Origin of the sequence: Chitinophaga filiformis (assembly GCF_023100805.1) — a bacterium.
Classification (GTDB): domain Bacteria; phylum Bacteroidota; class Bacteroidia; order Chitinophagales; family Chitinophagaceae; genus Chitinophaga; species Chitinophaga filiformis_B.
In genome coordinates, this window is record NZ_CP095855.1 from 8,074,012 (window position 1) to 8,088,299 (window position 14,288).

Here is a 14,288-nt window from a genome sequence, read left to right on the forward strand (position 1 = left end):
ATTAATTCCTTATTTCATTTCGAATTCTGAGGCTGTATCACGCTTTGAAGTACCCGAAATTCAGACACTTTTGGGACACTTCAAAGTGAGTTACAGCCTCTTTTTGTCTGGATGCAATAAGCGCTACCAATGCTCATTTTACGTTTGATTCTTCCTCCAAAATACCGGCTTCTCCTGCCGGGAATTATCCGTTGTGGATGTGATTACTTGTTCCATTCACAATTTATTTTTGAACGACGCTGTCTCCTGTTTCGCGCTTCTCTTTTCCTCAATATTTCACAATTAATTTCACTACGCACGACCAGTGCGTAACGCGTAACTATCTTTGTTATATCAAACGATGATACAGAAAAACCTGCCATTGTTTGTTAAAATAAACCCCAAAAAATCATGATTAAACCCCAGACCATTTAACCATTAGTTTGAACCCCAACCCTGCACTACTGCAATACAGTCATCTATGCTTTAAGATGGTGGCCAATGCGGCCGGGAGCACTCCTGTCCTCATTGGCCACGGTGTGGGTTGCTTACCGGAAATCATTCAATACATCAATTTTTATATACTATGTTAAAATCGAAGATCGACCAGCCATTCAGCACAGTTCTTAATCTTGGCGCCCCGGGGTATTTGTCAAGAAGCGGACAGGTGTCTTCAGGCGGGTTTATCACAACCGTTGCCACACTCGACAACAGGGAATTAAAAAGATCTGACGGGATCGTTCATCTGTCGGCGTTCGGACAGATCTATGGCGTTGATCCACAGTCCTCACTGACTAATGATCTGGTCATTGTATTTGGCGATGAAAGAGACCTGCATGAGGAATTTGTTTTGTTCAACCAGCCGCTTCCCCCTACGGATCTTACGTATAAAGTAGATATCCAGTTCAGCCTCTGGGGAGATGCATATTACGGCACCTGTACTGTCAACTTTGACACAGGCGTATCATTCATGAAGCCCTTTTCCATCCCTAACTGCGGTGGAAATAATTTTACCGCGATCCGGCTGAAGACCACAAAGCTCTCTAACAGCGATGTGCAGACCACACTGGACGGGTTTAATTACCTGCTCCTCAATTAGAAACACCCGTTCGCAGGACCGGACTATGAGAACGGCCTCACTTCTATCAATGCAAGCGACAGGAAATCTGCTGCGATGCAATGGTAGAAGTGAGGCCGTATGTAGCTTTGTCAATATCTGCGTGTATCAGCGCAAATGTCTTACGCGCATCACATGCAACCATCTTAACCAATGGGTGATGCCTCTCTGTTGTAACATAAATACCAGGACGATCACTATTCCCAGCATTCCTTCCACGAACACCACTACACCCACACCAAAGAAGTGTGCCAGGTAACCTATCAGCAAGCTACCGATAGGCAGCATTCCCTGGTAAGACATGATATAATAGCTCAGCGTCCTTGCCCTCATTTCTGAAGATGCATGTGTTTGCAGATACGTATTGATGGCAGAGTTCTGGATCATCAATCCGGCGCCTGTGGCAGCCGTGGCCACCAGTGCGAGGAACATGGAGGAAGAAACTGCCAGTCCCAGCAAGGCTACCGCAAATACAGTACTGGAAAGAATGGTAAGGCGTATAAGATCATGGGTCGGTTTTAAGGTAGCCATGAACACTGCTCCAAATAAGGCGCCGAATCCGGCTGCGCTCTCAAACCAGCTGAAGGTAGTTGCATCTCCATGGAAAACATCCTTGGCAAAAACGGGCAATAAAGTAGTATATGGAATTACCAGCAGGCTGGAAGCTGCCAGCAATAATATCAGGGATGACAGGTCGGGCGATTCTTTCAGGTATTCATACCCCTTACGCAGGTCGCCCCAGATATTGACTTCGGAGCGGGAGGCAGGGATCAGTTTCAGTTTCATCATCAGCAAACAGCAGATCACCGCTATAAAGCTCAGGAAGTTGATCAGGAAACAGACGTCTTCACCCAGAGAGCTGAGTATGATACCAGCCAGGGCGGGACCTACCAACCGGGCCGCGTTAAAAGCGGAAGAGTTCAGGGCTATGGCATTGGGCAGGTCTTCCTTATTGTCTACCAGGTCTACCATCAGGGCCTGGCGGGCAGTGGTATCGAAAGAGTTGATCAGCCCCTGCATCAGGCTCAGTGCCGAGATCCAGGCAATACTGTAATAATTCAGCCAGACCATGGCCGCCAGGGCGCCTGCCTGTATCATCAGGGCGATCTGGGTAACCATGACCACCTTGAATTTATTATGCCTGTCTATAAAACTGCCGGCGAAAGGCGCCAGCACAAGTGAGGGTATCAGACTGAGGAAAGTGACCAGCCCGAGCAGAAAAGCAGACCCTGTGAGGCGGTATACCAGCCAGCTGATAGCTACCCGCTGCATCCAGGTGCCTACAAGTGATATGGCTTGTCCTGTAAAATGTAGTCTGAAGTTATGGTGTTTAAGTGAACGAAATACTGACATCTTAATAAAGTAAATTAATAAAGCTACTTTACAAAAGTACAACTTTTTGGCCAAATGAGTAGAAGGAAAGGAAGTGTTCCTCATTAAGAAAATGTAAAGTAACTTTGTAAATTGATTTTATTATATGCCTACTAAAACTTATGAAGTAGCAGCCTCCTTACGGAGTACGGTGACCCGTCTGGTAAGGCAGCTGCGCAAACAAAACATCTCATCCGATTTCTCCAATGCGGAGCTATTAACGATGGGGCTGCTGGACCAGCATGGTAAGCTGCTCCCCTCCGCGCTGGCTGAAATGGAACGGATCTCTGCACAGGCCATCTCCCAGATACTCAACCGGCTGGAAGAAGTTGGCTGTGTGAACAGGGTTGTGGACGAAGCCGACAAGCGGAAGTCCGTCGTATCCCTGACGGAAAAAGGCACGCAGCACCTGTACGAAAACAGGCGGATCAAAGAAGAATGGCTGGTGAAAGCGATGGAGAAGTTATTTTCGGCAGAGGAACTGTCGCTGATAGAAGCCTTTCTTCCCCTTCTCCAGCGATTAGCAGAGTACAATGGATAAGCACATATATATGAAAGGTACACATCACTATGCAATGACTACCCGCTGGACGGGCAATACCGGCAATGGCACGGCCGGTTATCAGGCCTATGAACGCAGCCACATTCTCCGGGCAGCAGGTAAACCCGACATTCCTGGCTCGTCCGACCCTTCCTTCCGGGGCGATAAAACGAGGTACAATCCGGAGGAAATGCTGGTAGCATCCCTGTCTTCCTGCCATATGCTGTGGTACCTCCACCTTTGCGCCGCCGCCGGCATCGTGGTGGTAGATTATGTGGACCATGCCACCGGCACCATGCTCGAAACCGCGGACGGGGGCGGCTATTTTTCAGAAGTTACACTGCACCCCGAAGTTACCATTACCGATGCCGCCCATATTGATCAGGCGAATGCACTGCATCATAAGGCCAATGCGCTATGCTTCATTGCCAATTCGGTAAAGTTCCCGGTACATCACCAGCCACTTTGTAAGGTAGGGGCATAAGGACCCTGATCATATCGGGAAGATCAGGAGTACTAAGTATTGAAACTCATTATGATTTTCACCACCCAGGTGAAAAAAGCCAATTTTTGCGTAAAAACGGCGAAAAAACCATAAAAATGGGGACAAAAGGGTTCGAAAGGGCCTGTTCTCTCTTACCGCACACGTATTTTAACTTTCGCTTAGCGATAAAATTATTAATTTTATATATGTTATAACGCCTGGCGTTTATACTAAACTAACCATTGCATGAAAAGGGTACTCACAGCATTACTGGCAATTTTCGTTCTGGGATTGGCGATAGTACTATATGCCTTTAAAGAAGAACGACCTCCGCTGCGCTCAGGTGATGTGATATTCCAGACGTCGATGTCTCCCCAGTGCCATGCTGTGAGGCTTGCTACCCACTCGCAGTTCAGTCACTGTGGTATGATCTGGAAGAAGGGTGATAAAGACTATGTGCTGGAGGCCGTACAGCCTGTAAAGGTCACACCATTGAATGAGTGGATCTCTCATGGAGAAGGAAAGAAATACGTGGTGAGACGCCTGAAAAATGCAGACAACATCCTGACGCCCACCGTATTGCAAAAGATGGAGGCTGAAGGCAAGAAAATGCTGGGAAAATCCTATGATGGCTACTTTGAATGGTCGGACGACCGGATATACTGCTCTGAGCTGGTATGGAAGATCTATAAAAGAGCGGCAGGGATAGAAGTTGGTAAACTGCAGCAGATCAGGGACTTTGATCTGAGCAGCGAAGCGGTAAAACAGATTATCCGCGAGCGATATGGCGACAAGCTCCCTGAAAATGAAACCGTTATCTCGCCACAGAGCATTTACGAGAGTAGTTTATTTGTGACCGTTATGTCGAAATATGGCAAAAAATAGTATTATCTTCAGTAACTTTGCAGTACAGGTCTGGTTTAACCAGTGAGAACAAGGTTCGATTTTTTATATCAGCGGCGTAGTTCCGTTTACGTTTATTCCAATCCTATGAATATGAAAAGAATTTCTACATCCCTATTGCTATCCGCAGTATTCTCCCTCACCGCTGCCGGACAAAATTACAAACAGGATTTTGAGAAATTGTGCGTCAGTGGCGACACTGCCAAACAGCGCACCCTTCTGATGAAATGGGAGAAAGCCAAACCCGGCGATGCGGAGCTATACATCGCCTACTTTAATTACTATGTAACCAAAAGTAAAACTGAGGTGGTAACTATCAATCATACCGCCAATGGCTCCAATGCCCTGAAGGCCGGCAAAAACGGCGACCCGGCCGGATACACCAGCGAGGTGGGTTATAAAAAGGAACCACTGAACAAAGGCTTCAAATACATCAACACCGGTATCTCCAAGTTTCCCAACAGGCTGGATATGCGCTTTGGCAAGATCTACATGCTGGGTGAGAACTACAATTATACTAACCTGACAAAGGAACTGGTGAGCGCTATCAACTATGGGCATACCATTGACAATAAATGGAAATGGTCTGACAACAAACCGCTCGATAAACCGGAACAGTTCATGCTGAACGCAGTACAGGAATATGTAGCGCAGATCTATAACGTGGGCAAGAGCCAGGCTGACAATATGAAACTGATCTCCGAAACAGTATTAAAATATTATCCTAAACATGTAGAAAGCCTCTCCGACCTCGGCCTGGCCTATACGCTGAAGGAAGACCTGGACAATGCGCTGAAAACTTTACTGAAAGCCAATGCCATCGCTCCTAAGGATTTCATAGTGCTGAACAATATTGCCAATATCTACGCAAAGAAAGGAGATGATGCCAATGCGATCAGGTACTATGAACAGGCGCAGAAATATGGCGACCAGGAAGCTAAAGACCTGGCCACCAACGAGATCAAGCGCATAAACGCGAAGAAGCCGGTACCAAAGGCAACTATGCCGAAACCAGCTACCGCCAAAGTATCTGCAGAAAAAGCCACTGCTACGAAACCATCGGCTGCGAAGACAACCGCAAAGGCGAAGACAACAGCCGATAAATCGTCCACATCAAAATCGACAACATCCAAGTCGACCGCGGCTAAAAGCACTGGCAAAACAACAAGTAAAAAGCCTTCCAAGAACTAGGCTCAGAAGGCTTTTACCGGCAAAAAGATGATTGCATTTATTTAATAGACTGCAGCAAACTACAGAACTCCAGTTTCTCATCTGAAGTCAAAAATGAATTGGCAATCGTTTCATTAATTAAGTCGCTGGTCAGGGAAAATTCATCGTAAAGGTCATTTTGTTCCACTCCGTACTTTTTGGCCGTTGAGAAGCGTACTGCTACCAGGATTTCTTTTGACGGTACTTTCTTTTCCACCAGCAGCGGCCTGATGGAATACAGCATTTCATTGTTGGCAATCTCTATCTTTTTCTGATAATCGGATTTACCATGCTTTGCGAAGTACTGCCTGGTAATCAGGTAAACGATCAGGGAAAGTAGTACACCGAAGATTGCGGTATAAACAGTGTTTTCAGGTAAGTGCATCATAAATGGTTATGAGAGCTTAAAATGTGTATAATACATTATCAACATACACAATATATGTGATGCATATTTTAGCAAAGCACTGATTTATTGTGTGTTCAAACAAGGTTCCATCCCCTCTCCGGTCAACTGGCTGTGAATCAGTATACATTATAAAATATACTCACAGAAACAGAAATGAGTAATACCACTCCATATTGATGGAGAAATATGGGGTATTTAAAACAAATGCCCCTGACAGACAAGCCATCAGGAGCATCCGATATTATTAAGTTTCCCCTTCTTATTTCAGCGAAACAACGACCATCACCGGGAAGTGGTCTGAAGGCTCACGGGCCACATATTTACTGATCGATACTTCTTTCGGGAAATTAGCCGTATTCACTTTCTCATCCCCTTTATCTGTCACCACGGGACCACGGTAAGTATCTGTCAGGATACCATATTTTTCCACACGGAACTGTTTGGTCAGGAAAATATGGTCTATCCGGCTGTCGGTCTTTCCATCAGGATTGAAGGAGTTGAAAGTACCATTTTCCGCATAGCGGATGGCAGTTGTCTCGTAGGCATCTCTCAGCAATCCGGAGGTATTGATAAGCGTGTAGGATTCACTATGCTGATCCACGTTAAAGTCGCCGGTCAGGATGGCCGGAATATTGCCCGCCATCTTTCTTACCTTGTCCATCACCAGTTTGGCACTTTCTGCACGGGCCTTTACGCCCACATGGTCCATGTGCAGGTTGAAGAGATAAAAGGTCGCCCCGGTCTTTATTTCCTTGAATTTACCCCAGGAACAGATCCTTGGCAATACCGCATCCCAGCCTTTATTAGGTCTGTCAGTCACTTCCGACATCCAGAAGTCCCCGTTTTCCAGCAGTTTGAATTTTTTGGTATTATAGAAGATAGCGGAATGCTCTCCTCCCTGTTTACCATCATCACGGCCTATGCCTACATACGCGTACCCGGGAAGACTGTCTTTGAGGTTTTCCAGCTGGTGGTGCATACATTCCTGTGTACCGAAAATGTCAAAGCCATGGAAACGTATCATGGCCGCGATCACCGGTAAGCGCTGCTTCCAGCCATTCCCCTCTGCGGCATCTTCCTTGTTGTTGTCATTACGCATGTTGTAAGTAGCCACCGTGATCGTTTGCGCCATTGCGACATACGAAAACACGGTAAGAACTGCTATCAGCAGTATCCCTTTTTTCATCTGCATCTCGATTTTTTTATAATAAGCATTAAAATTAAACCAACATTCCGAACCAGGATATTATCCCGGTTCCATTTATTAGCAATAGGCTGTTACATTATTGTTAACAACTATAGCTTCAGCGCATGGAGCCCGATGGTGGAATATAAGGCCTGTTACAGGTTACACCAGTACCGGTGTAAGTATAAGAAAATACCTGCTGAGCTGCAATCATTTTTCCATTACCGGTTCAGACAGGTATTAACAGGCAGCTATTCGCAAAAGAAATAAAGGGAGCAAAAAAAAATCGCAGTCCTGACATTCCTGCTGACATAGGGTTGTCACAAGGCGGCGCTTACTTTGTTTTCAGAAACAACAAAAACACACAATTATGGAACTTATTCAATCTCTCCTTAAAGAAATGGAACAGGAAGCACAGACAACCCGTAAAATGCTTTCTATCATTCCTGAAGATAAGTTTAACTGGCAGCCCCATCCCAAAAGCATGACTGTTATCAGGCTGGCCACTCATATTGCAGAGCTGCCTACCTGGGTGAGCATGGTACTGACAACGGATGAACTGGACTTTGCCACAGCCCCATACACCCCCAAAGTGATCAACAGTGTGGAGGACCTGCTGGCCCATTTCGAAGAATCACTGGCAGATGGTAAAGCCCATCTGGAGAAAGCTACACTCTCCCAGTTCGACGAAAAATGGACACTGAGGAATGGTAATGATATTTATGACGTATCTCCTAAGGGAGAAGTGATCCGTATGGCATATTGCCAGATCGTGCACCACAGAGCGCAATTAGGTGTATTCCTGCGTCTGCTGGATGTCCCGATCCCTGGCAGCTATGGCCCGAGCGCAGATGAAGAGTTTAAAGTAGCAGTTGTGGATATGCCAACAGTATAAACGTTACAACGGAAATCAATTATCATCGGTCAGGAATTGAGAGCAGCCGCCATTCGCCTCAGTTCCTGATTTTGTATAAGTGGCATCTTCCACCGGTCGCGGAGCACTATGGGTTTTTACCTTGTAAGACCTGTTCCACTTTAATATTTCTTTGGCGATCTTTGTACTGTTGCGGCTATCATGGAAGGAGAATCACATATAAAACTACGGAAGATCATTCATATAGATATGGATGCATTTTATGCATCCGTAGAGCAACGGGACCATCCGGAATACCGCGGCAAGGCAATTGCGGTGGGAGGCTCTCCCGAAGGCCGTGGCGGCGTGGTAGCTACCGCCAGTTATGAGGCGCGGAAGTTTGGCATTCGCTCCGCCATGCCTTCCAAAAGAGCGCTGCAGTTATGCCCTGATATTATTTTTGTACGCCCCCGCTTTGATGTTTACAAGGATGTTTCCCGTAAGATACGGGAGATCTTCAGCCGTCATACCGACATCATAGAACCACTCTCCCTCGATGAAGCCTATCTCGATGTAACGGAAGACAAACAACAGATCGGCTCTGCCATAGAAATAGCGAAACTGATCAAACAGGCCATCAAAGAAGAGCTGCAGCTTACCGCTTCTGCCGGCATCTCTGTGAATAAGTTCGTAGCCAAAATAGCATCTGACCTCAACAAGCCCGACGGGCTTACCTTTATCGGCCCTTCATCTATCGAGGCGTTCATGGAAAAACTGCCGGTGGAAAAGTTCCATGGCGTAGGCAAGGTCACTGCCGATAAAATGAAAAGAATGGGACTACATACGGGAGCAGATCTGAAGCGGCTGACAGAAAACGACCTGAAACAGCATTTTGGCAAAGTGGGCGCCTTCTATTACCGCATTGTGCGGGGAATTGACGATCGCGAGGTACAACCTCACCGGGAAACCAAATCTTTGGGTGCAGAAGACACATTTCCCTTCGATCTTACCAAAACGGAAGAGATGTATGCAGAACTGGAGAAGATCGCTATAACGGTCTGTGAACGGCTAAAAAGATATGGACTAAAGGGCCGCACCGTCACCCTCAAAATTAAGTACAGCGATTTCCGCCAGATCACCCGTAATCAGTCATTCCCGTTCCCCGTGGGAGATTTTGATAAAATACTGGAAACAGCCAAACAGTTATTGTTATCCACAGAACCGGAGGATAAACCGGTAAGGCTATTGGGCATTTCATTGTCTAATTTCGGAGAAGTGATCCCGGTGACGGGACGTTCGGGCAACCCGGCACAGTTGTCATTGTTTGATGAGGAATAAGTACCAGACAAGAATAACACCTAAACCGGGTCCATTACTTTTTCATATAATAAAAACAGCCGGAAGAAAACCTTCCAGCTGTTTAATATTTCGATAGTTAACATTCTGAATTTATCTAGCTAATATCGTCTTTCTTTGTTATTTACATACACAAGTATCAATGCTGTAACTAAACCCGCTGACAGGATAATGGCCATTAAAATGGTCGAAACGGTTCGCGAATGCATACTTAACAACGCAGCAACAATGACCGAGTTATATACAATTGAAATATATTTCTTCGCATTCAAATCACAAGTTATCAATACAGCATACACTAAAATTACCAACAGTGTAGGTAAAGCCAACTCCTTTGCGTCCTCTCCCCGGGAATTAATAAGGGACATATTCAGGAAAAAAATAGCGGCTAATGCAACATAAGCAGATGCATAAATGGTAGTGGTAATATTGCTCTTCATAAACAATTATATGAATTTTAAAGTTATCTAATTGGCGTCGGTGTAACAAATGTTCCCGAGGTTTGAATCTTTAATGTAGTCGATGCATTTTGGTTGAAATGGCCCATTCCTGCATCCTTAAAGCTAACTTTATAGGTAAATTGCATTTGTCCCTCATATTTATACCCCTTCGATGTAGAACTTGTCTTAGAATTAATGGTAACAGAATGTTCCCTTTTTTTTGAAGCCTCTGCCGTAGCCGATACCTTTGTTTTATCACCTGCTTCTGCACCTGTTTCAACCGATGAATTTTTTTCAGAGGTTGCCTTTCCCTCAGCATTTAATTCTCCTGAGATCTCTTGTCTGCCAACTAACTTAGCATTATTATCGATTTCTATACCAACTAACCTTATGGTAATCTCATCGTCATTGAACGGCCATGACGCTTGCGAATCGTTGATTTTTCCCGAAGTCTGAAGTTTGTCGCTTGTCCCCTTCAGTTGTTCAGCAACCATTATGTCAATCTCTTCCATCGTTTCCTGTTTTACATTAGTTGTAAGACTTCTAGATCCATCTCCGGATGTCACTTCTTCGACAGCATCATCTATTTTCCCAACAACACTTGCCACATTTGTAGCTGGATAGAGAACACTTCCAGAAGGCATAGGCACCATTGAATCTCTCGTATCCGCGGGAGTCATACCATCCGGATCTATGAAGCGAATTGGATTATCAAAAGCATAATTGTATGGAGAATGACGCGACATCTTGCTTGCCGCAGGGTCCACTGACTGCCATCTTCCAATTTGAGCATTGTACATTCTTGCTCCATAATCATACCATTCCAGCCCACCTCCTGTTGAAAATTCGCCACTCTGTAATTCCTTACCGTTATATTTTAGTCTATTCTCCGAGTAGTTAGATCCCTTCAGCGCATTAGAACTAATTCCCCCCATTATAAGACCGTATGGATAATAATGCGTTTCTTCTATTAAAGGGCCACTAGTCAGCCCCAACATGATATTGTCGAAATAGACATCCTGTAAGCTCTCATTACTAGTATAAACATACAGGAAACCAGTCTTATTAACAGCCATCTTTTCCACATTTAAGTCTTGCAGTTCATCTGGAGCGGCTTTCACCTGTCTTACGCCACTATTATCATTCACTAAGTTGAAGCCATCGTCAAACAATACAAAGTTAAGGTAGGCTTTAGGACGTCCGGGAGTTTCCGGCTGCTTGTCCTTTTCCGTCAGACGTTGGTAATTACTATTATAAAATTCTGCCGTAAATGGTGTTGCATTTCCCGTTAAACTTCCAGCATGGGATAAATCCGCAGTATTACTACTCCCAAATGTTTGTATTAAATTAGCAAGCATATCTTCTACTGAAGCCAGTTTACCGTCTTTATTAGGACCTTGGGACTTGTAAAATGCCTTGGCTTTGATTTGTATGGTGTCCCCCGCCATTACACGTAACATTAACGATGGTCCTATCTTTCTTCCACCAGTCTTTGCATTTAGCCGGGCAACAAACATATTTTTTTCAGTTGTTTTGTCCTCTGGATAGCCAACGGGCTTCTCAGTGCGTGTTTCTTCTATATTACTGAATAGTGCATTTTCCTTGGCAGCACTTGCCGTTTCCATCGTTACGGAATACATAGAGAAATCCGATTGTTCAGTAAGTACAGTCCTCACATTCCCAACATGGTCCTTTTCGAAATAGTCAAAAACATATCTCACTGAATCTCCAGGTTTATAAACAGGTCGGATGCGCCCTTCTTCGTGGCTAATTAGCTCAAGTGTATCCTGTTGGTAAATAAAACTACCCGCATAGTCCGTTATGGAAATCCTTGCCGGAGTTACTGTATTGTCAATTACCTTTTTGCTTAATTTAATACCGGATGCATCATATTGATACGTGATAATGCCTTTTCCATCAACGGTAATAATGGTGGGCAAGTTCAAATGATTATAAACAACAGAACTAATATGCTTATTTGAATCTGCGACCAGACTACCATTAGGGTTATACCAATAGTCATTTCCAGTATTACTACCATTGATAAAATCACCAAGTTCTGAGGAGGCCGTCTTCGCCGGGTTTGGATCCGTCACAGCCAACAGTTTGTTACTATATGCTTGATAAGTATAGGTCATCTGATCAATTGTATCAATCTTATTCCCAATCATGCCCTTCTGCCGCATTGATTTTATGTTACCATTTGCGTCGTAACTAAGATTCTCGACCGAAAAATCCATTTTGTCTTTTGCCCATGTTGTACCGCTTAACTGTGAAAATTCTGCTAGTATTAACCGATTTGCATTATCATAGCTGTATCCATATGCACGGGCAATAGTATCGGACCCACTTTTCCACTTAATACCAGCAATATTACCATTAAATTGTCCCGATGTGAACCCATAATCATAACAAAGTTCTTGTCCAAACCAGTTAGATTTACTCATGGAGTTATTTACAAAAGCTTTGTTAATACCTTGCATCCAGCCACGAATATTGTAGGAGTAATTCAAGGAGTCCAAAACGGCTCCAGTACCAGATACACCCAACCTTTTCAAGTTTAATCTGCCTAATTCATCGTATTTATAGTCGGCAATAGTTCTTTCCAGTGTTGGGTTATCATTAAGTCTCTTCTTAGTCATTAATATACGACCGGTTTGATCATATGACATCATTGTTAGCAACGTAGTCTGTGCCGTATTGCTTTTAGGGTTCTGATGACGCATGTAACTGCTTAATAGGGTACCTTTAAAGCTATACAAGTTCGTAAGAATGTCCTTTCCTCCTAAGTGATTATCGCTAATAATCTGTATAGGTGCCCCTTTATCGTTGTAGTAAATAGTTGTAGTTAACCAGGTTTCCGTACCTAAAACCCTAACTTTCCTGCCGGTAACAAGGCCGGTCGTTAAATCATTAAACGATGACAATATCTCAGGGAAAAGGGTATCCGATGCCTGTGGCTTTGAAAGATCAGCGCTTACGAAGCCATGTTTGCCATTATAATTATAATCATCGTAAAAAGTATATGTTAAAGGCGTCAATGCCGAGGCAGGAATGTTAGGAAGCGGATTAGTAGCAACAAGCCTCATGGTATCGCCCGGAGCAGCCAAATCTATCTCTGCCGTCAGATCTGCTCCTGTGCCCGAATCAAAACTACCCAACATCGTAATACTATTTGTGGCTTTATATGAAGCTCTGCCATCATGGTTATATAGCGTAAGATCTGCTTTAGGAGGTATTGTATACGTGATTGTCTGATTCACAGGTGCTGCGTTCATACTTGTCTGTAATGCCTCTCTTGTTGACGTTCCACTATAAATAGCCGTCATAGTAGGTCGATTCTGTGTATCATAAAAGGTGACCAACCACTCCATGGGTGACTTCGCGCGTTGCACGGAGTCTTGGGTAAATACTAATCTGTCCCGAGTATCATAGACCATAAATATTCGGCTTCCTCCCGGAAATTTCTTTACCGTCATTCGTCGTCTTTCATCATACTGATACTGAAAACAAAGTCCATCCGCCTGTTGAGTTAAACTCCAACCATTGATCATTGCAGTCTCAACAGCCAGTGGTGGAATAACAAAGCGCAAATTATTGAAATCGTCATACACATAATACGTGCAAAGCCATCCCATGTGAGCAGTACCAAGAGAAGCAGATATTTGTACTTTTCTTAGGACAACATTTCCCGATTTATCTCTATATACTATGATCTGATTCCCCGCTTCATCAATCAGCACCTCCTTATGCAACTGTCCGGCGGGAAAAATCCCCGAGGTTGTTGGAATACCTGTTCCGACATTCCATATTCTTACCGAATCAGCCACCGCATTGATTAGATATTGATTTTCTATTGGACGCGTTGCCCAACTATCACCCGGAGCGAAACTCTTTAATAGCCTGTTTAGTGGAGAGCCATCATACTCATTATGTTCATAATAAATATGATCTCCAATTGCGCCTGGATTAAGCACTCCGTTGCGATAAAAGGTATCCTGTGCGTTAAAAGGGTTCATCTTGAACTTACCATCAGTCGCATTACCTGTCTGAGGCGAGTATTGAAGATATTTAAACGCCTCCCGCCCGAACTCATCATAGACAGACGGAGCTACAATATCTCTACCGTTTCCACTCATTCCCTTATTAACCGTCTGCAAAATACGCCCTAATCCATCAAAGTACTGGGTGGTTTGCTTTACCTCCCGAATTTTTCGGGTAGCTGAAGAAACTGCGGCGGTATCTGTTAATGGCATATCCGGTTCCCATATTCTTATGTAGTTAATTGCCGAGTGCGTATATGACCCTGGAGTGGCGACTGGAGTGGCGATTGACCTGATTCCGCCGGGTTTTTGCGCTTTTAGCGTAGTTGAATAAATAGTACCAACAACTCCTATCACTATCAACAATTTATATTTAGCTAATTTCATATTTATAGGG

At 44.3% G+C, this 14,288-nt stretch carries 12 protein-coding genes; 7 read left to right on the forward strand and 5 right to left on the reverse strand.

Translation table 11 applies throughout. The features are described from left to right. The first annotated feature begins 565 nt into the window (after positions 1 to 565). Positions 566 to 1,078, forward strand: a complete 513-nt coding sequence (locus MYF79_RS31700; protein WP_247811816.1) for a hypothetical protein — start codon at positions 566 to 568, stop codon at positions 1,076 to 1,078. Positions 1,079 to 1,204: 126 nt separating this feature from the next. Here the strand turns inward: MYF79_RS31700 and MYF79_RS31705 are convergent, their stop codons facing one another. Then, the gene (locus tag MYF79_RS31705) at positions 1,205 to 2,449 is read right to left on the reverse strand and encodes an MFS transporter (RefSeq protein WP_247811817.1); all 1,245 of its coding nucleotides are present in this window, start codon (positions 2,447 to 2,449) and stop codon (positions 1,205 to 1,207) included. 124 nt (positions 2,450 to 2,573) lie between these two features. On the opposite strand from MYF79_RS31705, the gene MYF79_RS31710 reads away from it, so the two are divergent. The 4 genes from MYF79_RS31710 (at position 2,574) to MYF79_RS31725 (ending at position 5,586) form a co-directional block, all read left to right on the forward strand. Then, positions 2,574 to 3,008 (forward strand): MarR family winged helix-turn-helix transcriptional regulator, encoded by a 435-nt coding sequence (locus tag MYF79_RS31710; protein ID WP_247811818.1) that lies wholly within the window; start codon positions 2,574 to 2,576, stop codon positions 3,006 to 3,008. A gap of 10 nt (positions 3,009 to 3,018) precedes the next feature. After that, the gene (locus MYF79_RS31715) at positions 3,019 to 3,492 is read left to right on the forward strand and encodes an OsmC family protein (RefSeq protein ID WP_247811819.1); all 474 of its coding nucleotides are present in this window, start codon (positions 3,019 to 3,021) and stop codon (positions 3,490 to 3,492) included. 246 nt (positions 3,493 to 3,738) lie between these two features. Beyond that, the gene (locus MYF79_RS31720) at positions 3,739 to 4,377 is read left to right on the forward strand and encodes a YiiX family permuted papain-like enzyme (protein WP_247811820.1); all 639 of its coding nucleotides are present in this window, start codon (positions 3,739 to 3,741) and stop codon (positions 4,375 to 4,377) included. Between the two features lie 111 nt (positions 4,378 to 4,488). Continuing rightward, positions 4,489 to 5,586, forward strand: a complete 1,098-nt coding sequence (locus MYF79_RS31725) for a tetratricopeptide repeat protein (RefSeq protein ID WP_247811821.1) — start codon at positions 4,489 to 4,491, stop codon at positions 5,584 to 5,586. Between the two features lie 37 nt (positions 5,587 to 5,623). On the opposite strand, the gene MYF79_RS31730 is transcribed toward MYF79_RS31725, so the two are convergent. Together MYF79_RS31730 and MYF79_RS31735 are read right to left on the reverse strand one after the other, a co-directional pair. Next, on the reverse strand, positions 5,624 to 5,992 hold the full coding sequence (locus tag MYF79_RS31730; protein ID WP_199653474.1) for a hypothetical protein: 369 nt from the start codon (positions 5,990 to 5,992) through the stop codon (positions 5,624 to 5,626). A 280-nt stretch (positions 5,993 to 6,272) separates the two neighbouring features. Next, positions 6,273 to 7,199 carry an endonuclease/exonuclease/phosphatase family protein gene (locus tag MYF79_RS31735; RefSeq protein ID WP_247811822.1) on the reverse strand — a complete coding sequence of 309 codons (927 nt, stop codon included), beginning with the start codon at positions 7,197 to 7,199 and terminating at the stop codon, positions 6,273 to 6,275. A gap of 370 nt (positions 7,200 to 7,569) precedes the next feature. On the opposite strand from MYF79_RS31735, the gene MYF79_RS31740 reads away from it, so the two are divergent. Then, positions 7,570 to 8,094, forward strand: a complete 525-nt coding sequence (locus tag MYF79_RS31740) for a DinB family protein (protein ID WP_247811823.1) — start codon at positions 7,570 to 7,572, stop codon at positions 8,092 to 8,094. Between the two features lie 180 nt (positions 8,095 to 8,274). Continuing rightward, positions 8,275 to 9,390, forward strand: coding sequence for a DNA polymerase IV (gene dinB / locus MYF79_RS31745; RefSeq protein ID WP_247811824.1), 1,116 nt, complete (start codon positions 8,275 to 8,277; stop codon positions 9,388 to 9,390). A 119-nt stretch (positions 9,391 to 9,509) separates the two neighbouring features. Here dinB and MYF79_RS31750 read toward each other — a convergent pair whose 3' ends face one another. Next, on the reverse strand, positions 9,510 to 9,848 hold the full coding sequence (locus MYF79_RS31750; protein WP_247811825.1) for a hypothetical protein: 339 nt from the start codon (positions 9,846 to 9,848) through the stop codon (positions 9,510 to 9,512). A gap of 23 nt (positions 9,849 to 9,871) precedes the next feature. Continuing rightward, on the reverse strand, positions 9,872 to 14,278 hold the full coding sequence (locus tag MYF79_RS31755) for a DUF6443 domain-containing protein (RefSeq protein ID WP_247811826.1): 4,407 nt from the start codon (positions 14,276 to 14,278) through the stop codon (positions 9,872 to 9,874). Positions 14,279 to 14,288: the final 10 nt, after the last annotated feature.

Bases quoted from the DNA above. Each gene is read 5' to 3' on its own strand.
- MYF79_RS31705 (WP_247811817.1), bottom strand. From the start codon at position 2,449: ATGTCAGTATTTCGTTCACTTAAACACCATAACTTCAGACTACATTTT.
- MYF79_RS31755 (WP_247811826.1), bottom strand. From the start codon at position 14,278: ATGAAATTAGCTAAATATAAATTGTTGATAGTGATAGGAGTTGTTGGT.
- MYF79_RS31735 (WP_247811822.1), bottom strand. From the start codon at position 7,199: ATGAAAAAAGGGATACTGCTGATAGCAGTTCTTACCGTGTTTTCGTAT.
- MYF79_RS31710 (WP_247811818.1), top strand. From the start codon at position 2,574: ATGCCTACTAAAACTTATGAAGTAGCAGCCTCCTTACGGAGTACGGTG.
- MYF79_RS31740 (WP_247811823.1), top strand. From the start codon at position 7,570: ATGGAACTTATTCAATCTCTCCTTAAAGAAATGGAACAGGAAGCACAG.
- MYF79_RS31750 (WP_247811825.1), bottom strand. From the start codon at position 9,848: ATGAAGAGCAATATTACCACTACCATTTATGCATCTGCTTATGTTGCA.
- dinB (WP_247811824.1), top strand. From the start codon at position 8,275: ATGGAAGGAGAATCACATATAAAACTACGGAAGATCATTCATATAGAT.
- MYF79_RS31715 (WP_247811819.1), top strand. From the start codon at position 3,019: ATGAAAGGTACACATCACTATGCAATGACTACCCGCTGGACGGGCAAT.
- MYF79_RS31725 (WP_247811821.1), top strand. From the start codon at position 4,489: ATGAAAAGAATTTCTACATCCCTATTGCTATCCGCAGTATTCTCCCTC.
- MYF79_RS31700 (WP_247811816.1), top strand. From the start codon at position 566: ATGTTAAAATCGAAGATCGACCAGCCATTCAGCACAGTTCTTAATCTT.
- MYF79_RS31720 (WP_247811820.1), top strand. From the start codon at position 3,739: ATGAAAAGGGTACTCACAGCATTACTGGCAATTTTCGTTCTGGGATTG.
- MYF79_RS31730 (WP_199653474.1), bottom strand. From the start codon at position 5,992: ATGATGCACTTACCTGAAAACACTGTTTATACCGCAATCTTCGGTGTA.